Origin of the sequence: Jejubacter calystegiae (genome assembly GCF_005671395.1) — a bacterium.
In the GTDB taxonomy this organism is placed as follows: Bacteria; Pseudomonadota; Gammaproteobacteria; order Enterobacterales; family Enterobacteriaceae; genus Jejubacter; species Jejubacter calystegiae.
The window spans coordinates 3,974,086-3,996,041 of record NZ_CP040428.1 but is presented as its reverse complement, the minus strand read 5'-3'; the positions used below and the strand labels follow the sequence as shown (position 1 = coordinate 3,996,041).

Genomic DNA, 21,956 nt, shown 5'->3' with positions numbered 1-21,956 from the left:
TAATAATGCTGGGGTTTGCTGTAACATTTGGCAAGAGGAAACCCTGATGGAAACCCCAAAAACCGGCGCTGGTAATGGAGTTTTATTCTGTATTTTCAGTGAATAGTAAAATAAAAGGATAAAAACCAGCCGCTGGTCCGGTCTGTTATCAGGGTGCAACCGGGCAATTTTTAGATGTTTCTGGTTATTTCAACCTGATGGGAATTCTGTGCGCAAGCCGTCAAAAATTTACTGCCGCTGACGGTAAAAAGCTAAATAAAGCCATCATCCTGACCACGCAGGCTGGCGCTGGCACCCGACTACATACCGCGACGGTGATAAATAAAATGAGACTTCTTGCAACCCTGATAAGGAAGGCCGGATTCCTGAAGTTGATGTAAAGACCATGATATTGTTTTGTTTTTTATTATTTCTGGCATTTATCGGAACTATTCCTTTTCATCTTATTAATCTGTCATTCATTTCTGAATGATATTTATTGAGCCATTTTTAGGACTTTCACCATATTTATTTTTGGAGTTTTCTTTAGAGTATCAGGCAACCAGCGCACTCGACTATTTACAGGATAGTGGTGCCGTGGATGGTATATAAATTAAAGCATTCTCTATCAGTTTATCTGATGTTCAGAGGATTTTTAGCGAGCGTCTAATGTCAGGAAAAAATGTTTTATTTATTGGTGCCCATCCGGATGATATCGAGTTGGGGTGTGGGGCGACTATGATAAAAGAGATCGATAACGGAAATAGGGTGGTTTCAGTTGTATTATCTCGGGGGATGTCTGGCGGCGAAGAGACCAGGATGGTAGAAACCTGTTCAGCGCTAAGCCTATTAGGATGTCGCCGTATTTTCTGTCTTGATTTTGACGATACCCGACTTGATTTTTTTCTGGATAAAATAATACTGGCTATTGAAAACATTATCGTTAAAGATATTACCCCCTCTGGAGAATTACACCGTGTTTACACCATGCAGAAGGATGATCGTCATCAAGATCACCGGGCTGTATATTATGCTTCGATCGTGGCATGTCGTGGGGCGCATGATATTTTTTGTTATGAAGTGCCAAGCTCTCTGGAGTATGCCGTGCCTCAGGTTTATTCAATAATCAATGAAAGTTGCCTTGAAAGAAAAATTATGGCGCTTCAGTTGCATACCAGTCAAAGCCATCGTCCCTATATGCAACCAGAACAAATTAGAGTTATGGCTCAGTTTCGTGGGCGAATGGCCGGAAATTATCAGTATGCTGAAGCTTTTTTTATTCATAAAATGGTGTTGCAGGCGTGAAGACAACAATATTCGTATTAATGTGCATTTCGATGCTTATTTACATATTACTCTGTTTACGCAGAAAGCCAAGCGAACAACTGGCTTCGGTAGATGCTATAGTTCCTGCCTTTAATGAGGGACCTTGCCTGGAAAGCAGTTTAAATAATTTGTTGGGTAACCATTATATCAATCAAGTGATCTGTGTTGATGACGGGTCAACAGATGAGACGCCGCAAGTTCTTGAGCAATTGCAAAAGAAGTGGGGAGAACGTCTTATCGTTATTCATCAAAGCAATACAGGCAAAGGCGGCGCTCTGATGAAGGGAATTAAACGCTCATCGGCGCAGTATGTTTTTCTGACGGATGCCGATACCCGCGTTCCACAGGATAATGGGTTGGGCTATATGCTGGCAGAAATAGAGAATGGCGCCGATGCTGTTGGGGGGATTCCATCGTCCGATCTACGCTACGGTAAGTTCCTGCCGCATATTCGGGCGACGGTAAAAATGCCGATGATTATTATGAAAAGAACCCTCCAGCAGTTCCTGGGAGGTGCTCCCTTTATTATAAGCGGTGCCTGCGGTATGTTTCGCAGGGAAATATTACTCAGGCATGGTTTTTCAGATCGAACCCGCGTGGAGGATCTGGATCTCACCTGGACGCTGATTGCGAACGGATTCCGCATTCGGCAGTGCAACCGCTGTATTGTCTACCCACAGGAATGCAGCACGATCCGCGAAGAATGGCGACGCTGGCGCAGATGGATTGTCGGTTATGCTGTCTGCATGCGTCTGCACAGCCGACTGTTATTCAGCCGGTATGGGTTGTTCAGTATTATTCCTATGGTACTGGTCGTTATATACGGTGTGGCGATTTATTGTATCATGATCGGCGCACTACTTTTCTCTGGAGAATATCTGGAGACGCTATATATATTATTCCCGATAGTCTGGATCGGTATTGTCTGCTGCATTGGTGCATTCAGCGCATACTGGCATCGATCTCCGCTATTAGTTGTTTTAGCACCGCTATCAGTATTCTATGTTCTACTCTCTTATTTGATATGGATATTATATGGAACGATTGGCTTTTTTACCGGCAGAGAACCCAGGCGAGATAAACCGACCCGATATAAACCAGTGGTGGAAACGGCTTGATTTCACTCCCCCGGAGTTTGTTGAGGGGATACCTCATTATCATGATTTATGTGATATTTCGCCGGGCGCGCTCATCGATCAATCCCAGGGCCCGGTTATTTTAGGGGCCGCAACCAAGATATGCCATGGTGCGGTGGTTCAGGGACCAGTGAGTATTGGTAAAAACTGCCTGATTGGCAATGGCGCATTTATTCGTGGTAATACCCTTATTGGCGACAGAGTAAAGATTGGCTTTGCCACAGAAATTAAAGGGGCAATCATTGAGGAGCGGGTCACCATCGGGCCCCAGTGTTTTATTGCCGATAGCATTATCGAGCGGGATGCTTACCTCGGCGCTCAGGTAAGAACCAGTAATCATCGATTGGATGGACAATGCGTTCAGGTCTTGATGAACGACAAATTTATTGATACCGGAAGAGAAAAGCTGGGCTGTTTTATTGGCGCCGAGTCGGCACTGGGTATTCAGGTGATCATCTTACCCGGTAGGGTCGTTTCGCGGAATACGCTATTAGGTCCACGTATTATTGTTGAGCGTAACTTACCCTCCGGGCGATATTTTCTCAGGCAGACTCTGCTGGCTAAATGATAATAACAATTAGGGAAACGTAATGAGAACAACGCTTGCTTTGACTCTGATAATAGTCGTCATACCGGCCCATGCAGCCGGCAGTTTTTCTGCCGGTTATGGGTACACCGATTACAGTCGTGGGTATGGGAATAAAAAAATATCCTATGCGGAAATGAATCAAAAACTGGAAAAGGGCGCACTGGTTTTGAACGCAGCGTCCGGTAAACGGGTTTACAGCAATGAATCCTATTCGGGAACCCGTGCCCGGGGAACGCTCTATTATAACTGGAACCCGACCCTTTCAACCCGCTCCGGGTTATCGTGGTCCACTCATAGCCCGGTATTTGTCAGACGCGAAGTTTTTAATGATTTTAATTTTAAGCTGATTAAAAGAACGGTATTTACCGTGGGGGGACGGCATGCCAGCTATTATGGAGATAACCGGGTAAACAGTTGGTCTGCTGGCGGAGCATTGTATCTGGGAGCAGCAATCGCAACTTATCGTTACACGCATTATGCGTCATCGGATGCGGGAAATAGCTACAGCCATCTGCTCTCCCTGAGAGTGAAAGATAGCGCAGGTCAGGGATACACTCAGCTATGGTTGGGAAGCGGTACAGCACGTTATGCCTACGACTGGCGCCCGGATAGCCAGAGCGGAAAAATGCATAGCGTCAGTCTGAAGCGCTTCCAGCCGTTAACCAAAGATATTGCACTTACTTTGGTAGCCGGGCGACAGTGGTACAACACGCCGTTGCGCGATTATCAGGGGACCTTTGTCGAGGGGGGAATGATCTTTCAGTGGTAGCCGTGGACCACGTTGTTGGCTGTACAGACGTAGATGTTTCTGGTTATTTCAACCTGATGGGAATTCTGTGCGCAAGCCGTCAAAAATTTACCTGCGGTTTAGGATTCATCTCTGCGAATGCCGCTATGTCAGGCGTTACCATGGCCGCTGGTTTTACGTAAGGAGTGATGATAATGATAACGACCTTTCCCACGCTTGATGGGGAAACGCTGAACGCGGTCAACACTCTGGGTCGCTGGCTGGCGCAGGATGACTATAGCGCTGAACCGAATGTCGGGAGGGCTGGGGCGATTATCCTGGCGGGCAATGCGGCGATTCCAACGATTGACGCCGCCTGTCGGCTGGCCGCCGGAAGCTCCCTGCCGCTGGTGATAAGCGGCGGCATCGGCCATTCGACCACGTTCCTCTATTCGGCGATTGCTCAGCATCCCCGCTATAACACCATTCCCACCACCGGACGTTCGGAAGCGGCGATTCTCGCGGATATTGCCCGGGAATTCTGGAACGTGCCGCAAGAGCGGCTGCATACCGAGACCCGATCCACCAACTGCGGCGAAAATGCGCAGTGCACACGGGAACTGATGGCGCAAAGCGGCATTACCCCGACCAGTGCGATAGTGATTCAGGATCCGACTATGATGCGGCGTACCCTGGCGACCTTTGCCCGGGTCTGGCGCGGCGAGGCTATGGCGCCGCGCTGGATAGGTTACCCCGGCTTTGTACCCGAAGTGGTGAACGGTAAGCGCAGTCTGAGCTACGCCGGCAACAGCGACGGGCTGTGGTTGCCGGAACGCTATCTGGCACTGTTGCTGGGGGAGATCCCGCGCCTGCGTGATGACGAACAGGGCTATGGCCCTAACGGCCGCGACTTTATCGAACACGTCGATATTCCGCTCCAGGTGGAGGCTGCCTGGCAGGCAATGATTGACGATAGCCGTCTGACCGGCCTGCTGCGTCAGCGTTCAATGTTATAACGGCAATGACCGTTTGGGCTGCTTCTGGCGCAAACGGTCATCTCTGCGCAACCTCCGCGACGCTATCCCCGGCACATCGCGACATTTTATTCGATGATGGTCACAAATTTCTCTTCTGCTCTGCCATTTATTCACCTGAATCTTTAAGTTATTTAACAATAAATTCACCTTATCCTTTGTTAACGTTTATACCTCACCCAGGAGAGAGGCGATGACTGAACCCGTTACTTATCAAATGTATATCGATGGCGAATTCCAGAATGGTCAGAGCAGTGACTGGATGGATGTAATTAACCCATCGACTGAAGAGATTATCGCCCGTATTCCCGATGGCACGGCTGAAGATGCCCGGCGCGCCATTGAGGCCGCTGAACGGGCCCAGCCGGAATGGGAAGCGCTACCTGCCATTGAGCGCGCAGGCTGGTTGCGCAAAATCGCGGCGGGTATTCGTGAACGGGGCGACGAGATCGCCCGGGTGATTGTGGCGGAAGGGGGCAAAACGCAGCAGCTCGCCGCCGTTGAAGTCGCCTTTACCGCTGACTATATGGAGTATATGGCCGAGTGGGCGCGTCGTTATGAAGGGGAGATTGTACAGAGCGACCGTCCCGGGGAAAATATCCTAGTCTTTAAGCGGGCGCTGGGGGCAACCACCGGTATTCTACCGTGGAACTTCCCGTTCTTTCTGATCGCCCGCAAACTGGCGCCGGCGCTGATTACCGGCAACACCATCGTGGTGAAACCCAGCGAATTTACCCCGGGCAACGCCATCATTTTTGCCGAGATCGTCCACCAGGTCGGCCTGCCGCGCGGCGTGTTCAGCATGGTGCTGGGGCGTGGCGAAACCGTGGGCCAGGAGCTGGCGGGCAACCCGAAGGTGGCGATGGTCAGTATGACCGGCAGCGTGGCGGCGGGCGAGAAGATCATGACGGCGGCGGCCAAAAATATTACCAAAGTCTGTCTGGAACTGGGGGGCAAAGCTCCGGCCATCGTGATGGACGATGCCGATCTGGAACTGGCGGTGAAGGCCATTGCCGACTCGCGGGTGATTAATAGCGGGCAGGTGTGTAACTGCGCCGAGCGCGTTTACGTACAGAAAGGGATCTATCCGCGCTTTATCGAGCGGATGCAGCAGGTGCTGAGCGAGGCGCAGTTTGGCGACCCGGCCCGGCGCGACGATATCGCAATGGGGCCGCTGATCAACCAGGCCGCGCTGACCCGGGTGCAGCAGAAAGTGCAGCGCGCCGTGGAGCAGGGCGCCCGTCTGGCGCTGGGCGGTGAAGCGCCGCAGGGCAAAGGCTATTTTTATCCGCCGACCCTGCTGGTGGACGTTGAACAGTCCATGGATATCATGCACGAAGAGACCTTCGGCCCGGTGCTGCCGGTGGCGACCTTCGATACCTTGGAGCAGGCCATCGCCATGGCTAACGACAGCGATTACGGCCTGACGTCATCGATCTACACCCGGGATCTGAATACCGCCATGAAGGCCATTAAGCGTCTGCAGTTTGGCGAAACCTATATCAACCGCGAAAACTTCGAGGCGATGCAGGGCTTCCACGCGGGCTGGCGTAAGTCCGGCATTGGCGGCGCCGACGGTAAACACGGTCTGCATGAGTATCTGCAAACCCAGGTGGTTTACCTGCAGCAGCACGACTAACCCATCGCTCCCCCGGCGCGCCGGGGGAGCGTCACTCTGCTACCTTTATAAAAAGGCGGGCGGAGACAGGGCGATGGGCGACACCACATTTCATCCTGGCGAACAGGCGGTGCGGGCGCAGAAGCTGAGTGACAGGGCTGCGACACGCCATGGCGCTACCCTTCAAGACGGGATTTACGGTCAGGCTCAGGCTTACGTGGGCCATATGTTTATGGTGCTGGTGGGCAGCGTGGATAGCGATGGCTATCCCTGGGCTTCGCTGCTGGTAGGACCGCCGGGCTTTGCCGATGCCGGTCATCCTCAGTATCTCAATCTGACATTACCGCAAGCGCAGCGCGATCCTGCGGATCCGCTATGGCAGAACCTGAGCCATAACCCGCGGCTGGGACTGCTGTTTATCGATCTTAACAGCCGCCAGCGATTGCGGGTCAACGGGCGCCTTAACAGCCTGACCCGCGGCGATCTGGAGCTGTTTGTCTGCGAAGCCTATGGTAATTGCCCGAAATATATTCAGCAGCGGCGGGTGGTGCATGCCAGCCTGGCGGAACCCGATGAATCCCCACAGCGCGGTAAAGGGTTGAACGATGAACTACGGGCGTTTATCCACGGCTGCGACACGCTGTTTGTGGCCTCTGACTGGCCGGAAAGCGGCTGTGATGTTTCGCACCGCGGCGGCGCGCCGGGCTTTGTTCGGGTGGAGCAGGGGAATCGACTGCGGATCCCCGACTATCCCGGCAATAACCTGTTTAATACCCTGGGCAACTTCATGTTAAACCCCAAAGGAGGGATCTGCATTCCGGATTTCAGCCACTCCCGGCTGTTGCAACTGACCGGCGATGTGACCCTGAATCTGGACCAGAATTTCTGGGAATTCGAGGTGCGGGAGTGGCTGTGGCGCACGCTTCCGGCACGCCTGAGCTGGTCTGAGCCCCAGGCGTCGCCGTTTAATCGCGCCGTGGAGTAACGCCGCTACAGGCGGGCGTACTTATCCAGCACCCTCACCAGTTGGGTCACAAAACCATATTCGTTATCGTACCAGGCGACGGTTTTCACCAGTTGCAGTTCGTCGGTTTCCGTTACTTCGGTCTGGGTCGCGTCGAACACTGAACCGAAGTGGCTGCCAATAATATCGCCGGACACCAGCTCTTCATCGGTATAACCGAAGGCGTCATTATTTTCGGTCGCCTTTTTCAGTGCGGCGTTTATTTCATCCACGGTGACTTTTTTATCCAGAATCGAGACCAGTTCGGTGACCGAACCGGTTTTTACCGGCACCCGCTGGGCGTGACCCTTAAGTTTACCGCTCAGGGCCGGTATCACCAGCCCGATAGCCTTAGCCGCACCGGTCGTGTGCGGAATGATATTTTCAGCCGCGGCCCGCGAAGCGCGCAGATTCTTGCCGCGCGGTCCGTCCACCAGCGCCTGGGTGCCGGTATAGGCATGAATGGTGGTCATAGTGCCCAGTTTGATACCAAAACTGTCGTTCAGGGCTTTCGCCATCGGCGCCAGGCAGTTGGTGGTGCACGACGCTACCGAAAGCAGCTTATCGCTGGCGTCCATGGTGTCGTCGTTGACGTTAAACACCACGGTTTTCATATCACCGGCAGGGGCGGAGATCAGCACCTTCTTCGCTCCGGCATCCAGATGGGCCCGGGCTTTATCGGCTGAGGTATAAAAGCCGGTGCTCTCCACCACGATATCTACCCCAAGCTCCCCCCAGGGCAGTTTTTCCGCCTCTTTGACGGCAAATACGGCGATCTTTGTGCCATCGACAATCAGGGCGTCGTCGCTGTAGTCAACGGACCACGGGAAATGGCCATAGTTAGAGTCGTGCTTCAACAGATAGGCAAGGACTTCGGGGGAGGTCAGATCGTTAATCGCGATAACCTGCCGGTCCCCCGGCACTTCAAGCAGCCGACGCAGCACCAGACGCCCGATGCGCCCAAACCCGTTAATGGCAATCTTACTCATCAGGGACTCCTTTGCGGGAAGGTTGTTTAAACTCACTAAGTGATAGTTCAGGTGATGGCATGCCGCAAACGCAGGGGGTGCGGGATCAATTAACTCGCTGATTGCCCGAGAAACTTAATGTGAAGCCCGTCTCTGAAGTTTATTCTTAGGTCGGAATTCAGGAAAAAGGATGGGTTATGCAAGGTAAATTCTCCTCACTGCAGATTGGCCTGCACTGGCTGGTGCTGCTGCTGATTGCCATCGCTTATTGCGCCATGGAGTTTCGCGGCCTGGCGCCGCGTGAGTATCGTCCGGTGTTTAAAGCGTTTCATTTTGCCAGCGGACTGATGGTGCTGATTCTGATGGTGGCACGGCTGGTGCTGCGTGCCACGCGGCCCACACCGCCGATTGTGCCGAAACCAGCGGCCTGGGCGACGGGCCTGGCACACCTGGGGCACAGCGCGCTGTACCTGATTTTTCTGGCGTTGCCGGTGCTGGGCTTTTTGGTGATGTACGACAAAGGCGAGGCCTGGAGCGTACTGGGGATCCCCATGCCCCATGCGGCAGACCTGAATGAGGATCGCCGCCAGAGTCTGAAAGATCTTCATGAGCTAATTGCTAACATCGGCTATTTTGTGATTGCCCTTCACGCCGCCGCCGCGCTGTTTCACCACTATATATGGCGCGACAATACGCTGCTGCGTATGATGCCGCGCCGCCGCGATAGCGAATAAACGCCTGGTGCCGGAGCTGTCCGGCGCCGTTTTATCATCTACGCTTTCCTCCAGGATTAGGCTGCGCTTTATCGGTGATTGCTCACGCATTGCGTTTTTGCGGCGTACAATTTTTGCTGATGATGTGGATATCACCGTCTGATAATTCATAGGGGAAATATGAAGCCTGTTGTAAAAAAACTTCTGTGCTGGGCCGTGCCGGTTGCAGCACTGACAATTGGTGTACCGCTGGTTCAGGCGGCGCAGCAGTCAGAGGCTCAGGCGGCGGTTCAGCCGCCGTCGGTTGAAAAATCGGTCTTACCTGCGGAACATGGCCTGACCGAGGCTGCAGAACAGTACCGGCTTATTTATCCTTCCGTGAGCGGGGTAGATGGTAAAACACCGCGCCGGGACAGCGCTGCGGTGTTTATCCCCAGGGGGCCGATGCCGAAAGGGGGCTGGCCGGTGGTGGTCTGGGCTCACGGTACCGTTGGTGTTGCCAACGACTGTGCGCCTTCGCTTAATCCGCGTACCGTCAGGGATAGCCAGTATCTGAACACCTGGCTGTCGCTGGGGTTCGCTATCGTCGCGCCGGACTATGCCGGTCTGGGCTCCGGGGGATTACACCATTACCTTAACGCCAGGGCCGAAGCCTGGAGCGTGCTCGATGGCGTTCGCGCGGCACTGAAAAACTTCCCGCTGCGTAATCAACTGGTGCTGGTCGGGCAGTCCCAGGGGGCGCATGCCGCTTTCGCCAGCGCGGGCTGGCAGCCGAAATACGCGCCTGAGCTTAATATTCGGATGACGGTGCTGACCGGCACGCCTTATTTCGATTCTGAGACCACGGTGGCCCAGCTATTTGGCATTAACGATAAGGCCACGCCGCAGGTCGGCGATCCCAAAATTCCCTATGTGTTCTATATCTACCTGGCGGCGGCGGAGTCGCTACCCAAACTGAAACCGTCCACGTATTTCCAGCCAGCGGCGTTACCGGTTCTGGGCGAGGCGAATAAGCTGTGTATTACGCCGCTCACCGAAAAGGTGATGAAGGAAAAGCTGAATGCGGCGAACAGCCTGAAGCCGGGGATCCAGTCGTTGCTGGAAGCCAGTACTGAAGCGATGCATTACCCGACGCTGAGTATCGACAGTCCGGTGTTTATCGGGATTGGCGGTGCCGATATTAATGTGCCCACCGTCATGCAGCAGCGTTTCGCCCATGCGGTTCGGCTGGCGGGTACTATGGTAGAAGTGCACGAATACCCGGGTCTGGACCACAGCGGAACCGTGAATCCCTCCCTGCGCGATTCAGTACCGTTCGTTCTGAAGCATCTGAAATAACCCTTAGTGGGCATCGGCGGTGGCCGGTGCCCGCGTCAATACCTATTAAGGTGCATTTAAAAAGCATCTTTCGAAACAAAGCCTCATCCTGAACGTGGTGAAATAACGGCTAAGACAGCATCGTCTGACGTAAACGAGGAAGAAAGTTATGCTGCTTATTCCGCAGGACTGTATTCATACACGCTCCACGCCATTCTGGAATAAAGATAACGCACCGGCTGGTCTGTTTAAGCGCCACCTTGATCATGGCACTCAACAGGGCGTTTATCCGCGTTTGTCGGTGATGCGGGGCGCGGTGAAATATTATGGTTTCGCCGATGGGGAATGCCCCGAGCCGGATAGTGAAATGGTGATTGAAGCCGGTCATTTTGGCGTGTTCCCACCAGAAAAATGGCACCATATTGAAATTCTGACCGATGACACCTATTTCAACATCGATTTTTTTGTGGCGCCTGAAGTGTTGCTGAAAGGGTCTGGTTTGCGCCAGGTAGTAAAAACTCAGAAATAAGGTAAATCGTTATGGGCAAGGCAACTTACACGGTAACTGTCACCAATAACAGCAATGGCGTTTCGGTCGATTATGAAACAGAAGCGCCCGCCAGCCTGCTGATACCGGATGTAGGTGCGCAGGTGATTAAAGACCTGGTGAATACCGTCCGCGGCTACGATACCGAAGAAGAGACCGACGTTTGCGGCTGGTAGTTTCTGGCTGCGCCCGGCAACAACAGTGCCGGGCGCTTTGCGTTTCAGCCAGTGCGTTCGCTGGTTACCTGCCCCTGATGCCATGTAGTGGAAGGTGCCAGTAGCTTCGCCTTCAGCCATCGGGTTAATCCAACTTCAATATATTTCCAGGTGCAGTGAGAAAGGGCGAGGGACAGCGTGATAGATAGCGCAATCAGCCCCAGAATAGCGGGCATCGATGTGGCTTTATCGCCCAGATGGTCAAAGACGAAATAGTTGACGGTATTGTGGCACAGATAGAGCGAGAACGAGATATTTCCGGCATAGAGCGCAATGCGCGGAATATAGTTATGTAACACAGGCTCGGCGATGCTCAGCAGCAGTATCGTGATACCAATAGCGACTCCCAGCCTCAGGCTGAGCAGGTACAGATGCTGCGTATACAGCCCCATGACGATGGCGAAAACCATCACCAGCGCCAGGCCCAGGGCCAGTTGCTGCAACCAGCGCTGGCGTGCCGCCTTTTCCAGTTTCACATAGAGCCCGCCTGCCAGTGCACCGACGACAAAATCGAGAATCACCGGGTTAGATAAAAACCCCCATAGCGCGTGTTCCACCTGATAACCGTGAATATTCAGCGTTGGCGCATTGCCGAACAGTGCCGGGATTATAAACACCGCCGCGGCGGCCCAGGCGAGCAGCGGCAGAATGCGCTGGCGGAACAGCAGGCAAAGTGCGAAAACCAGATAAAAATAGAGTTCGTAGTTAAGCGTCCAGCGCACGTTATACATCTGTTCCAGATCGATATATTGCGGCGACGCCGCGATGGTGCTTACGGTAAAGGTGAGGGCGCTAATCAGGTTACGGGCACTCTCTTCATTATCCAGAAGATAGAACGCGCCATTTAATAAAAAAGCGAAAAACAGCAACAGATAATAAAGAGGGAGAATTCTTATCATCCGGTTGAGCAGAAATTTTCCGGACGTGACTATTCCGGGGCTGTGCTGGCGGGTGGTATAGACCATAATAAAACCGCTAATCACAAAAAAGATATCCACCCCAATAAAGCTCCAGCCAAAAATGGAGTGCCAGTATTCAAGGGCATGCTCATCGGGGCCGCCGAGCCGAAAATGGTAGTGAAATATCACCACAAACAGTGCTGCCAAACCGCGTAATGCCTGTAAAGAGTTGAGTTTCTGCATTTAACTCTCTGCTGCTTTTATGAATGAAAAAACACATCACCATTGTAATGAGTGTATTTAAGGAATAACCAGGTGGGGTCCGATAATTTACGTCAGATTTTGTCAGCAGGCAGAAAGGGGATGTTACATAAAGAAATGGCAGTGTTATTTATTGAGTGATGATTGTTCACAGTGAATAATATACGGGCGCCGGTAGCGCCCGTAATGGATATTATTAACGTGCCATCAGGGCGAATACGCCCCAGCCCAGATATTCACGAACCCAGGTGACATGGCGCACTGGCGCCGTATTCAGGGTTTCGCGAATTTCCACTGCCAGTTCATCGCCAGGATTCGCTTCCAGCCAGCGCCGCATAGTCAGCCATTTGGCGGCCTCGTAACTGTCCCAGCCTTCCCGATCCGCCAGTACCATCTCCACCACGTCGTAGCCGAGTTCACCAAACGAGGCGACCAGCCCGGGTAGCGTCAGGAAATCAGAAACGCTGCTGGCAAAACAGTGCTGCGCGACGGCTTCCGTTTCCGGCTCCTTGCGCCAGTATGGCTCGCCGATAAGCAGAATGCCGCCGGGCACAAGGCTCTGGTTCAACAGCTCAAGGGTTCCGGCTACGCCGCCGCCGATCCAGGTAGCACCAACGCAGGCGGCCACGCCGCACTTTTCATCGGCAACGTAACCGGCGGCATCGCCATGAATAAAGGTCACGCGATCGGCAACCTTTAGCTCCTGAGCGCGCTGTTGCGCCTGCTGATTGAACAACTGGCTCATATCGACGCCAGTGCCGGTAATGCCATAATCGCGCGCCCAGGTGCAGAGCATCTCGCCCGAACCGCTGGCAAGATCCAGAATTCGGGTGCCCGGCGTCATGCGCAATGCCGCGCCAAGCGTCGCGAATTTTTCAGGCGTGAACGGATTATGAATGCGGTGGGCGCTTTCGGTAATGTTGAAGATACGTGGGATATCCATCACCTTCTCCTTAACGGTTATCGGCCTGAGCGCGAACATTGTTCAGGCCAGTGGTATTAATGCGGTAGGGCTGTCCATTAACGGACTTGATCAGTTTTTTGGCTTTAAGCTTTTTAAAGACGGCGAGCGTGCAGTCGCTCAGCAACAGTCCTTCGCGGCTGTAGCATTCCACGGAAGTGATACGACCAGATGAATCGCGGACGTGTGCGATACGTCCACCTTTAGCGAGAACGTGTAAGGTACGTTGTTCCTGACGGGATAAATTCATACTGAAAACCTGTTCATCATCATGAGCAAAACGAGCCAACGCCTGGCGGCGTTCGCGTACGATTTCGGCGCATTGATAATCAGTCGGACCTTAAAAGGTCTGAACGCTGATTATCAGATGATGACATTCTCCAGCATCGAAGCCTCGGTATGAGTTGAAAGGATATAGCGGGCGAATCATAGCATATTGCCTGGCCGTGGGAAGGGGCTTAAGGGGGAGGGGCAAGGTAGACGGATGCATATCGCAATAAATGATCGCCAAATATCGGGGCTATGCTGAATGAGGCAAGAGCGTATTTTAAGTCTATAACTCATCAGGGCTTACGTTTTACAACGCATAGTCAGATGAATTACTATACCCCCCTATAGTATCTGGAGGGCGGATATGCCACACTTACCTGAAGACAAAAAACGGATCCTCACCCGGGTGCGGCGCATCCGTGGGCAGGTCGAAGCCCTGGAGCGAGCGCTGGAAGGGGGAGAGCCTTGCTCTGCTATGCTCCAGCAGATAGCCGCAGTACGCGGTGCGGCCAATGGCCTGATGGGCGAGATGCTGGAGATCCACCTGAAAGACGAGCTGGTCAGCGGCGACACCACGCCGGAACAGCGAGGGGCGCAGATGGCGGAAATCGGCCATCTTATCCGCGCCTATCTGAAATAAATCACCAACCAAACAGGGGAAGGGAGACTATGAAATCACGTGCAGCCGTTGCGTTCGGCCCGGGCAAACCGCTGGAAATTGTCGAGATTGACGTAGCGCCGCCGAAGAAGGGCGAAGTGCTGGTTAAAATTACCCACACCGGCGTATGCCATACCGATGCATTCACCCTCTCCGGCGACGATCCCGAAGGCGTCTTTCCGGCGGTACTGGGCCACGAAGGCGGCGGTATTGTGGTAGAAGTGGGCGAGGGCGTCACCAGCGTGAAGCCGGGCGATCACGTTATTCCGCTTTACACCGCAGAGTGCGGCGAGTGCAAATTCTGTAAGTCGGGCAAAACCAACCTCTGTCAGGCGGTGCGCGCCACCCAGGGCAAAGGACTGATGCCGGACGGCACCACCCGTTTTTCCTACAACGGCGAACCCATCTATCACTACATGGGCACCAGTACTTTTAGCGAGTACACCGTGGTAGCCGAAATTTCGCTGGCGAAAGTAAACCCGCAGGCGCCGCTGGACAAAGTCTGTCTGCTGGGCTGCGGCGTCACCACCGGCATCGGCGCGGTCCACAATACCGCGAAGGTGAAAGAGGGCGACAGCGTGGCGATCTTCGGGCTGGGCGGTATTGGCCTTGCGGCAATCCAGGGGGCGGTACAGGCGAAAGCCGGGCGGATTATCGCCATCGACACCAACCCCGAGAAGTTCAAACTGGCACTGGAGATGGGCGCCACCGACGTGGTGAATCCGAAGGATCACGAGCGTCCCATTCAGGAAGTGATTGTCGAGATGACCGACGGCGGCGTCGACTTCAGCTTCGAGTGTATCGGCAATGTGGATGTGATGCGCGCCGCGCTGGAATGCTGCCATAAAGGCTGGGGCGAAAGCGTGATTATCGGCGTGGCCGGTGCCGGGCAGGAGATTCGTACCCGTCCGTTCCAGTTGGTCACCGGGCGCGTATGGCGCGGTTCCGCCTTTGGCGGCGTAAAAGGGCGCACTCAGCTACCGGGTATGGTTGAAGACGCCATGGTGGGCAAAATCCGCCTCGATCCCTTTATTACTCATCGTCTGCCGCTCTCGAAGATCAACGAAGCATTCGATCTGATGCACGAAGGCAAATCGATTCGTACCGTCATCCACTTCGGCGACGAATAAGCCCGTTCCCTTCCGGCCGGTGATGCCCGTCACCGGCCTTATTCATCTTTAGTTTCATTACGTTACCATTGCCTTGCGCTGCATAAAGCCATTGCATTTCGTGATTGCGGCGAGTATAACGCTTCTCTTATGTCAGATGTTTAGACGTCTATACGTAAAGAAGGCAGTATGCAAGAGAACCCAAATCAAGGCGCATTTCGCCGAACCATGAAGACCCGCCACCTGGTGATGCTGTCGCTGGGCGGGGTGATCGGCACCGGGCTGTTTTTCAATACCGGCTATATTATCTCGACAACGGGTGCTGCGGGCACGCTGCTGGCCTATCTGATAGGCGCGCTGGTGGTGTGGCTGGTGATGCAGTGCCTGGGGGAGCTGTCGGTCGCGATGCCGGAAACGGGCGCTTTCCACGTCTATGCCAGCCGCTATCTGAGCCCGGCTACCGGCTATACCGTGGCCTGGCTTTACTGGCTGACCTGGACCGTGGCGCTGGGCTCCAGCCTGACCGCTGCCGGGTTCTGCATGCAGTACTGGTTTCCCTCGGTGCCGGTGTGGATCTGGTGCCTGATATTCTGCGTCGCTATCTTTGTGATGAACGTCTTTTCGGCGCGCGTTTTCGCCGAAGGGGAGTTCTGGTTTTCGCTGATTAAGGTCATCACTATCCTGGCCTTTATTATTCTGGGCGGCGCCGCCATGTTCGGCATTATTCCGCTGCGTGACGGCACCCCGGCGCCGTTTTTCAGCCAACTGACCGAAGGCGGTCTGCTGCCCCACGGCGTACTGCCCATCATGATGACCATGGTGGCGGTGAACTTCGCCTTTTCCGGCACTGAACTTATTGGGATCGCCGCCGGTGAGACCGCCGAGCCCCACAAGGTGTTGCCCATTGCCATTCGCACCACCATCGCCCGGCTGATTCTGTTTTTTATCGGTACTGTGCTGGTTCTGGCGGCGCTGATCCCGATGGATCAGGCCGGAGTGGTGAAGAGCCCGTTCGTCCTGGTGTTCGAGAAAATCGGCATTCCCTGGGCTGCGGATATCATTAACTTTGTGATTCTGACGGCGATTCTCTCTGCCGCTAATTCCGGGTTGTACGCTTCCGGGCGCATGCTGTGGTCCCTTTCTAATGAGCGCACGCTGCCACGCTGCTTTGCGCGCCTGACCCGGCGTGGCATTCCGCTGACCGCGCTTTCTGTCAGTATGCTGGGTGGGGTACTGGCGCTGTTTACCAGCGTAGTGGCGCCGGATACCGTCTTTGTGGCGCTGTCGGCTATTTCTGGTTTTGCGGTAGTGGCGGTCTGGCTGGCGATTTGTGCCTCGCACTTTCAATTCCGTCGTCACCATCTGCGCAGCGGCGGCACTCTGGCGCAGTTGCATTACCGTGCGCCCTGGTTTCCCCTTACGCCGGTACTGGGATTTGTGCTCTGCCTGGTGGCCTGCATCGGGCTGGCGTTCGACCCGGAACAGCGTATTGCTCTGTGGTGCGGGCTGCCTTTTGTGGCGCTGTGTTACGGCGCGTATTATCTGACCCGCAAGCTTTCGACCCGTCGGCAACAGGAGGTCACCCATGCCGCTGAATAATCCATTAACGTCCATTCTGGCTCGCGATCCCTTCCTGGTGCTGGATGGCGCGCTGGCCACCGAACTGGAAGCCCGTGGCTGCAACCTGGCGGATAGCCTGTGGTCGGCGAAGGTGTTGCTGGAACAGCCGGAGCTGATTTATCAGGTTCATCTCGACTATTTTCGCGCCGGTGCTCAGTGCGCTATTACCGCCAGCTACCAGGCCAGCGAAGCAGGCTTCGCAACCCGGGGGATAGAGGGTGCCCAGGCGCGAGAGCTGATGATTAAAAGCGTTGCGCTGGCCCGGGAGGCGCGGACCGACTACCTGAAGGAAAAGCCGCAGGACGGACCGCTGCTGGTGGCAGGTTCGGTGGGGCCTTATGGCGCTTTTCTGGCGGATGGCTCTGAATATCGCGGTGACTATCAATGTAGTGCCGCGGAGTTTGCCGATTTTCATCGGCCACGGATTGCGGCGCTGGTGGAAGGGGGCGTCGATCTGCTGGCCTGCGAGACTCTGCCATCGTTCAGCGAACTCCAGGCGCTGACCGCACTACTGGCGCAGGCGTTTCCGCAAACCGGGGCCTGGTTCACCTTTACGCTGCGTGATGCCGAACACCTGAGTGACGGCACGCCGCTTAGCCAGGTGGCGGCGCATTTGAACGCCTGCCCGCAGGCGCTGGCGCTGGGTATTAACTGCGTGGCGCTGGAATCTACCGATGCCTCACTGCGTCACCTGTCTTCACTGACCGCGCTGCCGCTGGTGGTTTATCCTAACTCTGGCGAAACCTATGACGCCGCCAGCAAGCGCTGGTCCCACGGCGCTGAAGGCTGCCATCAGCTGGTCGATCATCTGCCCGCATGGCGCGACGCCGGGGCACGATTAATTGGTGGCTGCTGCCGTACCACGCCGGCAGATATCGCAGCGCTGGCTGCGGTTCGGCGTCAGGTATAGAAAAAGCCCCGCATCAGGCAGAGGGTTACTGATTGAAATCCATCACCAGGTGAGCATCCGCCGCCATCAGCAGGCCATAAAGGCGTTGGGTATCCAGCGCTTTTGCGTCCAGCGCATCGCCATTACTCCAGAGTTGCAACCCTTTAGCCGCACATAACCGCAGCCAGGTCATTAGCGTTGCCGCCAGCAGGGAACAGACCTCTGTACTGCGCGAACACTCTACCGTCGCACTGTGATCCGCGCCGAGATGATTAATAAAAATGCTGATATCAGAAGGGGGGATCAGCGCCTGAAGATCGGGCACCACCATACGTGAAGCGCGTTCGGAAAGCGTGAGTTTAAGAGTGGCGGCTAACATGAAATTCCACTGAAGTAACAACTGGCGCTACCCTACCTGATAACGGCATTTTTGGGAAGGTTTTTGGTAACATTAGCGCCTGCACGCAAGGTGACAGGTTTCAGGTTACGTATGATTCTATGATTATAGAATCTTAAACAATGGCGAAAGTTATAGCGGAGAACTGCTAAATTCAGCGGTGGGGTGTTTACAGCCAGCAAACCCTTTTTTTAGCGCTATTGCTAACTTGTTGATTTTGCGTGCCCGCAGAGTGGGAGTGGGAAAAAGGGTGTGATAACCCAAATCGTACTTTTCTCTTTTCGTAACAACGCGATAGTGCTATTTTGCTTCTGTTCACTGCCGTACAGGCAGCTTAGAAAACTACCAGAACCGGCGGACGTGAACAGCCCCATGTTCACTGCCGTACAGGCAGCTTAGAAAAGAAATACGCTATTGCAAAAACATTCGTTTTTGGAAACCAGGAGGGTGATTTATCCTATTCATTTTTAACGGGATAAACCGATGCTGATCGGCTACGTCAGAGTGTCTACAGCGGAGCAAAACTCAGAATTACAGCGGAGCGCGTTAAATAGCGCAGGATGTGAACTAATTTTCGAGGATCGGGCCAGCGGGTCGAATGCCCGGCGTCCGGAGCTAAGGCGCGCGGTGCGGCGCGTGAGGCGAGGGGATACTCTGATCGTCTGGAAACTGGATCGCCTTGGGTTGTAGTGTCGGCGACCTGATCGCCCTGGTTGGCGATATCCAGCGCCGTGGCGGCCACTTTCAGAGTCTGACCGACTCGATCGATACGTCGACAGCAATGGGCGCTTCTTTTTCCACGTCATGGGTGCCCTGGCAGAGATGGAGCGCGAGCTAATCGTAGAATGCACTCTGGCCGGTCTGTCCGCCGCCAGAGAAGAGGGGAGGAGCGGCGGGCGCCCGAAAAAAATGACTCCCGAGAATGTCGCATATGCGCGCAGGCTACTGGAGAACGGCGCAACACGGCAGCAGGTGGCTGACGTGATTGGCGTGTCTCTTACCAGCATTTACAGGCATGTTCCGATAGAGCGTAAAAGCTGACTTACTTAAAGATGCATATATCCGGATCGGGGATATTTATCATTACGTGGAATACCGGACGGCGGAGATGGAATCGCCCGACGATACGTCCCGCAGAATCGTGGACCGTTTTGATACTGGCCACCAGTAAAGCCCCGGACATTGAGTGGCCCGAACAGCCTGAGTGACCATAATCAGCCGGGGTGTACTCGCTGTTTTGACCCTGTATAGTTTAGCGATCATAAACAATGGAGCTATTCAGATGGCACTACAAGGGAAATTTGTTGTTAACGATGCACACTTCTGTCCATTAATGCTTTATGGCATTGGCACATTCTTGGCATACTCAGGAAACGATCAGTACCGGAACCGTTCAGGATGTGTTGGCGTACCGAATAATGGGCCGATACCCGGGGGACGTTATCACATAGTAAAAAGACCTACGGGTGGCTGGAAGGGGATGCTCCGCACTGATATGCGTGATTTTTATTCATGGCCGACATCCAGACCAGTGATAAAATATGAATGGTTTGCCTTGTATCGTGATGACGGAAAAATTGACGATTACACATGGATAAATGGTGTTGAAAGGGGTAACTTTCGGCTGCATCCACCTGGCCCTATGGGTATATCGTTAGGATGCATAACGTTACAGCATAGAACTGATTTTCTGGCAATACGGCAGGCGCTACTTTCAACTCAGCAAGTGAAGTTGCCGAACGGCCTGATGTCTTACGGAACCATTGAGGTGATTTTGAATGGCAACTCGTCGTGTCCCAGCGGGGTTTAGGATTCTGATTGCAGTTGGGCTCTTCATCCTGACGTTTCTTCTGGTTCGCCCGTCTGATCCTGCCACTCATGGCCAGATAGCTTTCTGGAAGAAGGTGGCAGGTTTTTTTGGGGATCGTGATGTAGAAGGTTTTGTGGGCTTAGCACTTCTGGCTATATGCACCATGGTAACTGTCATTGGCTACCAGGTAATAGTTCGCCTGGCGGAAAAGAAGCTGAATCGGACAAATTAGAAACCAGGGTGCCCCCCGGTTTTTTCAGGAACGGTCTTCCCAGCTATCTGTAAACAAAATATTACCGTCGCAATATTTCCAGGTAATTTTCTCGTACATGAGAGACACCGACTCCATGTGATTAATCGTGGACATTCCCGCCATTTTGGCGTTTGGCATTCCTGGGTTAATGGATACCACTTTGACACCCTCCAGCAGCATGTTGAAGTATTCTTCTTCCTGGCCTGCATGGTTGATTCTATACCACTTAAATTCCGCTGATTTAAGAGTCTGTCCTTTTGACACCGCTTTGTAAAGATAAGGGCTTGACGAGTCAAATTCTTTTTCGAAAGAGATAGGGGCATGGTTACGTTTGCCAGTGATTTTTCCTGTTGCTGTATCAACTGGCAAATTTACGCCGTGTGAGAAACCAAGTATTTCGATGCTTCCTTCACGATCCTGTACATCTACGGAGCCTTTGATATCGGCGCCTCCGTCGTCCTTGAGCCACATGTAAGCCGGGATTGGCATATTTAGTTCCTTCCATTTCCTTTTGGTTTATGTGCCATTAAAGTACACAAAATGGTAATTGATTAGCAAGGGAAATGAATGAGTGAGTATGGAATGGTGGTGATGCCACGTATCGGCATTAACGCTCACACCCTGAGCGATTATTAACCAAGGTCTTTCCCCCAAAATTTATCATTACGTGGAATATCGGACGGCGGAGATGGAATAGCCCGACGATACGTCCCGCAGAATTGCGGACCGTTTTGATGCTGGCCACCAGTAAAGCCCCGGACATTGAGTGGCCCGAACAGCCTGAGTGACCATAATCAGCCGGGGTGTACTCGCTGTTTTGACCCTGTATAGTTTAGCGATCATAAACAATGGAGCTATTCAGATGGCACTACAGGGAAAGTTCATAGTTAATAATGCGCATTTTTCGCCGCTTATGATATATGGTGTTGGGACGTTCATGGCTTTTTCGGGAAACCAGGCATACCGAAATCGTGGTGGATGTGTAGCCATCCCAAATAATGGACTGTTACCGTCTGGCCGTTACTGAATTGTCGAACGCCCGTCTGGCAACTTTTTTCGCCGTATGTATGCTAAGGTGAAGGATATACCGACGTGGATCACAGATACACCGACAGACCATTCGGAATGGTTCGCACTGTATCGTGATGATGGAATGATTGACGATCACACATGGATTCGGGGTGTAAGGCGAGGAAACTTCCGGTTGCATCCGATTGGGCCGTTGGGTATTCCGGAGGGTTGCATTACTCTGCAACATCACTCGGATTTTCAGTCTATTCGCACCGCATTACTGCGTACCAACAAAGTGCCTGTCAGGAATACAGGCTTGATGGCGTATGGTCAAATCGAGGTTATTACCCATGGCGACACTTGCCCGTAGATCCATTAAAGTGGCCCTATTTCTGGTTTTGTTTATCCTGGCCGTGATGTTTGTTCACACATACCCATACCCTATGCCGCAAGGACAGTTAGATTTCTGGTTTTCGGTGTCTGAATTTCTGGGGGTAAGCAATCCTGAAGATGTTTATTTTCCGGCAATGTGGGCCTTAGATCTTGTTGTGGCGATCATTGCGTACAAATTAATTATTTGGTTTTGGCGTAAGTTTAGGCAGAAGACCATCAACTAAAAAAGAAAACCCACCCTACATTGGTGGGC

General features: G+C 53.4%; 25 protein-coding genes and 2 pseudogenes. 21 read left to right on the top strand and 6 right to left on the bottom strand.

Annotated elements, in window-relative coordinates; genetic code table 11:
• Positions 1–648 precede the first annotated feature (648 nt).
• The 7 genes from FEM41_RS18470 (at position 649) to FEM41_RS18440 (ending at position 7,394) form a co-directional block, all read left to right on the top strand.
• Positions 649–1,284, top strand: a complete 636-nt coding sequence (locus FEM41_RS18470) for a PIG-L deacetylase family protein (protein ID WP_138097650.1) — start codon at positions 649–651, stop codon at positions 1,282–1,284.
• The gene (locus tag FEM41_RS18465) at positions 1,281–2,423 is read left to right on the top strand and encodes a glycosyltransferase family 2 protein (protein ID WP_138097649.1); all 1,143 of its coding nucleotides are present in this window, start codon (positions 1,281–1,283) and stop codon (positions 2,421–2,423) included. The genes FEM41_RS18470 and FEM41_RS18465 overlap by 4 nt, the downstream gene beginning before the upstream one ends.
• The gene (locus FEM41_RS18460) at positions 2,341–3,009 is read left to right on the top strand and encodes an LbetaH domain-containing protein (RefSeq protein ID WP_138097648.1); all 669 of its coding nucleotides are present in this window, start codon (positions 2,341–2,343) and stop codon (positions 3,007–3,009) included. Before FEM41_RS18465 ends, FEM41_RS18460 begins: the two co-directional genes overlap by 83 nt.
• Positions 3,010–3,031: 22 nt before the next feature.
• Positions 3,032–3,799 carry a YaiO family outer membrane beta-barrel protein gene (locus FEM41_RS18455; RefSeq protein ID WP_138097647.1) on the top strand — a complete coding sequence of 256 codons (768 nt, stop codon included), beginning with the start codon at positions 3,032–3,034 and terminating at the stop codon, positions 3,797–3,799.
• A 170-nt stretch (positions 3,800–3,969) separates the two neighbouring features.
• Positions 3,970–4,773, top strand: a complete 804-nt coding sequence (locus FEM41_RS18450) for a YdcF family protein (RefSeq protein ID WP_138099253.1) — start codon at positions 3,970–3,972, stop codon at positions 4,771–4,773.
• A gap of 211 nt (positions 4,774–4,984) precedes the next feature.
• Positions 4,985–6,430 carry an aldehyde dehydrogenase gene (gene aldA, locus FEM41_RS18445; protein WP_138097646.1) on the top strand — a complete coding sequence of 482 codons (1,446 nt, stop codon included), beginning with the start codon at positions 4,985–4,987 and terminating at the stop codon, positions 6,428–6,430.
• 73 nt (positions 6,431–6,503) lie between these two features.
• On the top strand, positions 6,504–7,394 hold the full coding sequence (locus FEM41_RS18440; RefSeq protein ID WP_168198824.1) for a pyridoxamine 5'-phosphate oxidase family protein: 891 nt from the start codon (positions 6,504–6,506) through the stop codon (positions 7,392–7,394).
• 5 nt (positions 7,395–7,399) lie between these two features.
• Here FEM41_RS18440 and gap read toward each other — a convergent pair whose 3' ends face one another.
• Entirely contained in the window at positions 7,400–8,401 is a 1,002-nt protein-coding gene (gene gap / locus FEM41_RS18435) for a type I glyceraldehyde-3-phosphate dehydrogenase (protein ID WP_138097644.1), read from the bottom strand.
• A 176-nt stretch (positions 8,402–8,577) separates the two neighbouring features.
• Between gap and cybB the strand changes: the two genes are divergently transcribed.
• The 4 genes from cybB to FEM41_RS18415 all read left to right on the top strand — a co-directional run bounded on the left by cybB (position 8,578) and on the right by FEM41_RS18415 (position 11,133).
• Positions 8,578–9,114 carry a cytochrome b561 gene (gene cybB, locus FEM41_RS18430; protein ID WP_138097643.1) on the top strand — a complete coding sequence of 179 codons (537 nt, stop codon included), beginning with the start codon at positions 8,578–8,580 and terminating at the stop codon, positions 9,112–9,114.
• Positions 9,115–9,273: 159 nt separating this feature from the next.
• Positions 9,274–10,431: an alpha/beta hydrolase gene (locus FEM41_RS18425; protein ID WP_138097642.1), complete on the top strand. Its 1,158-nt coding sequence runs from the start codon at positions 9,274–9,276 to the stop codon at positions 10,429–10,431.
• 148 nt (positions 10,432–10,579) lie between these two features.
• Positions 10,580–10,939 (top strand): TehB family protein, encoded by a 360-nt coding sequence (locus tag FEM41_RS18420; protein ID WP_138097641.1) that lies wholly within the window; start codon positions 10,580–10,582, stop codon positions 10,937–10,939.
• A gap of 11 nt (positions 10,940–10,950) precedes the next feature.
• Positions 10,951–11,133, top strand: coding sequence for a DUF1869 domain-containing protein (locus tag FEM41_RS18415; protein ID WP_138097640.1), 183 nt, complete (start codon positions 10,951–10,953; stop codon positions 11,131–11,133).
• 44 nt (positions 11,134–11,177) lie between these two features.
• On the opposite strand, the gene FEM41_RS18410 is transcribed toward FEM41_RS18415, so the two are convergent.
• The 3 genes from FEM41_RS18410 to FEM41_RS18400 form a co-directional block, all read right to left on the bottom strand.
• Positions 11,178–12,314 carry an acyltransferase family protein gene (locus FEM41_RS18410; protein WP_138097639.1) on the bottom strand — a complete coding sequence of 379 codons (1,137 nt, stop codon included), beginning with the start codon at positions 12,312–12,314 and terminating at the stop codon, positions 11,178–11,180.
• A gap of 214 nt (positions 12,315–12,528) precedes the next feature.
• Positions 12,529–13,275, bottom strand: coding sequence for an SAM-dependent methyltransferase (locus tag FEM41_RS18405; RefSeq protein ID WP_138097638.1), 747 nt, complete (start codon positions 13,273–13,275; stop codon positions 12,529–12,531).
• 10 nt (positions 13,276–13,285) lie between these two features.
• The gene (locus tag FEM41_RS18400) at positions 13,286–13,543 is read right to left on the bottom strand and encodes a YjhX family toxin (protein WP_138097637.1); all 258 of its coding nucleotides are present in this window, start codon (positions 13,541–13,543) and stop codon (positions 13,286–13,288) included.
• Positions 13,544–13,927: 384 nt separating this feature from the next.
• Between FEM41_RS18400 and FEM41_RS18395 the strand changes: the two genes are divergently transcribed.
• From FEM41_RS18395 to mmuM, 4 genes are all read left to right on the top strand, one after another.
• Entirely contained in the window at positions 13,928–14,203 is a 276-nt protein-coding gene (locus FEM41_RS18395) for a metal/formaldehyde-sensitive transcriptional repressor (RefSeq protein WP_138097636.1), read from the top strand.
• A 29-nt stretch (positions 14,204–14,232) separates the two neighbouring features.
• Complete coding sequence (locus tag FEM41_RS18390; protein WP_138097635.1) at positions 14,233–15,351, top strand: S-(hydroxymethyl)glutathione dehydrogenase/class III alcohol dehydrogenase; 1,119 nt, start codon at positions 14,233–14,235, stop codon at positions 15,349–15,351.
• Between the two features lie 168 nt (positions 15,352–15,519).
• The gene (mmuP, locus tag FEM41_RS18385; RefSeq protein ID WP_138097634.1) at positions 15,520–16,929 is read left to right on the top strand and encodes an S-methylmethionine permease; all 1,410 of its coding nucleotides are present in this window, start codon (positions 15,520–15,522) and stop codon (positions 16,927–16,929) included.
• A complete protein-coding gene (gene mmuM, locus FEM41_RS18380) occupies positions 16,916–17,860 on the top strand; it encodes a homocysteine S-methyltransferase (protein ID WP_138097633.1) in 945 nt (314 codons plus the stop codon). The genes mmuP and mmuM overlap by 14 nt, the downstream gene beginning before the upstream one ends.
• Before the next feature lie 25 nt (positions 17,861–17,885).
• Here mmuM and FEM41_RS18375 read toward each other — a convergent pair whose 3' ends face one another.
• Complete coding sequence (locus tag FEM41_RS18375) at positions 17,886–18,218, bottom strand: hypothetical protein (RefSeq protein ID WP_138097632.1); 333 nt, start codon at positions 18,216–18,218, stop codon at positions 17,886–17,888.
• A 501-nt stretch (positions 18,219–18,719) separates the two neighbouring features.
• Between FEM41_RS18375 and FEM41_RS18370 the strand changes: the two are divergent.
• The 4 genes and pseudogenes from FEM41_RS18370 to FEM41_RS18360 form a co-directional block, all read left to right on the top strand.
• Positions 18,720–19,112, top strand: a pseudogene (locus tag FEM41_RS18370) (recombinase family protein); the annotation flags it as partial.
• Positions 19,089–19,277, top strand: a complete 189-nt coding sequence (locus tag FEM41_RS25205; protein WP_421805473.1) for a helix-turn-helix domain-containing protein — start codon at positions 19,089–19,091, stop codon at positions 19,275–19,277. The pseudogene FEM41_RS18370 and the gene FEM41_RS25205, both read left to right, overlap by 24 nt.
• Positions 19,278–19,518: 241 nt before the next feature.
• Positions 19,519–20,046 carry a DUF2778 domain-containing protein gene (locus tag FEM41_RS18365; RefSeq protein ID WP_138097631.1) on the top strand — a complete coding sequence of 176 codons (528 nt, stop codon included), beginning with the start codon at positions 19,519–19,521 and terminating at the stop codon, positions 20,044–20,046.
• A complete protein-coding gene (locus FEM41_RS18360; RefSeq protein ID WP_138097630.1) occupies positions 20,015–20,278 on the top strand; it encodes a hypothetical protein in 264 nt (87 codons plus the stop codon). Before FEM41_RS18365 ends, FEM41_RS18360 begins: the two co-directional genes overlap by 32 nt.
• A gap of 24 nt (positions 20,279–20,302) precedes the next feature.
• Here the strand turns inward: FEM41_RS18360 and FEM41_RS18355 are convergent, their stop codons facing one another.
• Positions 20,303–20,788 carry an Hcp family type VI secretion system effector gene (locus FEM41_RS18355; protein WP_138097629.1) on the bottom strand — a complete coding sequence of 162 codons (486 nt, stop codon included), beginning with the start codon at positions 20,786–20,788 and terminating at the stop codon, positions 20,303–20,305.
• A 373-nt stretch (positions 20,789–21,161) separates the two neighbouring features.
• Here FEM41_RS18355 and FEM41_RS24615 point away from each other — a divergent pair.
• A pseudogene (locus FEM41_RS24615) lies at positions 21,162–21,680 on the top strand (DUF2778 domain-containing protein).
• Entirely contained in the window at positions 21,661–21,927 is a 267-nt protein-coding gene (locus FEM41_RS18340; protein ID WP_138097626.1) for a hypothetical protein, read from the top strand. Before FEM41_RS24615 ends, FEM41_RS18340 begins: the two are co-directional and overlap by 20 nt.
• Positions 21,928–21,956 lie beyond the last annotated feature (29 nt).

Bases quoted from the DNA above. Each gene is read 5' to 3' on its own strand.
- FEM41_RS18470 (WP_138097650.1), top strand. From the start codon at position 649: ATGTCAGGAAAAAATGTTTTATTTATTGGTGCCCATCCGGATGATATC.
- FEM41_RS18460 (WP_138097648.1), top strand. From the start codon at position 2,341: ATGGAACGATTGGCTTTTTTACCGGCAGAGAACCCAGGCGAGATAAAC.
- FEM41_RS18455 (WP_138097647.1), top strand. From the start codon at position 3,032: ATGAGAACAACGCTTGCTTTGACTCTGATAATAGTCGTCATACCGGCC.
- aldA (WP_138097646.1), top strand. From the start codon at position 4,985: ATGACTGAACCCGTTACTTATCAAATGTATATCGATGGCGAATTCCAG.
- FEM41_RS18440 (WP_168198824.1), top strand. From the start codon at position 6,504: ATGGGCGACACCACATTTCATCCTGGCGAACAGGCGGTGCGGGCGCAG.
- gap (WP_138097644.1), bottom strand. From the start codon at position 8,401: ATGAGTAAGATTGCCATTAACGGGTTTGGGCGCATCGGGCGTCTGGTG.
- cybB (WP_138097643.1), top strand. From the start codon at position 8,578: ATGCAAGGTAAATTCTCCTCACTGCAGATTGGCCTGCACTGGCTGGTG.
- FEM41_RS18425 (WP_138097642.1), top strand. From the start codon at position 9,274: ATGAAGCCTGTTGTAAAAAAACTTCTGTGCTGGGCCGTGCCGGTTGCA.
- FEM41_RS18420 (WP_138097641.1), top strand. From the start codon at position 10,580: ATGCTGCTTATTCCGCAGGACTGTATTCATACACGCTCCACGCCATTC.
- FEM41_RS18415 (WP_138097640.1), top strand. From the start codon at position 10,951: ATGGGCAAGGCAACTTACACGGTAACTGTCACCAATAACAGCAATGGC.
- FEM41_RS18410 (WP_138097639.1), bottom strand. From the start codon at position 12,314: ATGCAGAAACTCAACTCTTTACAGGCATTACGCGGTTTGGCAGCACTG.
- FEM41_RS18405 (WP_138097638.1), bottom strand. From the start codon at position 13,275: ATGGATATCCCACGTATCTTCAACATTACCGAAAGCGCCCACCGCATT.
- FEM41_RS18400 (WP_138097637.1), bottom strand. From the start codon at position 13,543: ATGAATTTATCCCGTCAGGAACAACGTACCTTACACGTTCTCGCTAAA.
- FEM41_RS18395 (WP_138097636.1), top strand. From the start codon at position 13,928: ATGCCACACTTACCTGAAGACAAAAAACGGATCCTCACCCGGGTGCGG.
- FEM41_RS18390 (WP_138097635.1), top strand. From the start codon at position 14,233: ATGAAATCACGTGCAGCCGTTGCGTTCGGCCCGGGCAAACCGCTGGAA.
- mmuP (WP_138097634.1), top strand. From the start codon at position 15,520: ATGCAAGAGAACCCAAATCAAGGCGCATTTCGCCGAACCATGAAGACC.
- mmuM (WP_138097633.1), top strand. From the start codon at position 16,916: ATGCCGCTGAATAATCCATTAACGTCCATTCTGGCTCGCGATCCCTTC.
- FEM41_RS18375 (WP_138097632.1), bottom strand. From the start codon at position 18,218: ATGTTAGCCGCCACTCTTAAACTCACGCTTTCCGAACGCGCTTCACGT.
- FEM41_RS18365 (WP_138097631.1), top strand. From the start codon at position 19,519: ATGGCACTACAAGGGAAATTTGTTGTTAACGATGCACACTTCTGTCCA.
- FEM41_RS18360 (WP_138097630.1), top strand. From the start codon at position 20,015: ATGGCAACTCGTCGTGTCCCAGCGGGGTTTAGGATTCTGATTGCAGTT.
- FEM41_RS18355 (WP_138097629.1), bottom strand. From the start codon at position 20,788: ATGCCAATCCCGGCTTACATGTGGCTCAAGGACGACGGAGGCGCCGAT.
- FEM41_RS18340 (WP_138097626.1), top strand. From the start codon at position 21,661: ATGGCGACACTTGCCCGTAGATCCATTAAAGTGGCCCTATTTCTGGTT.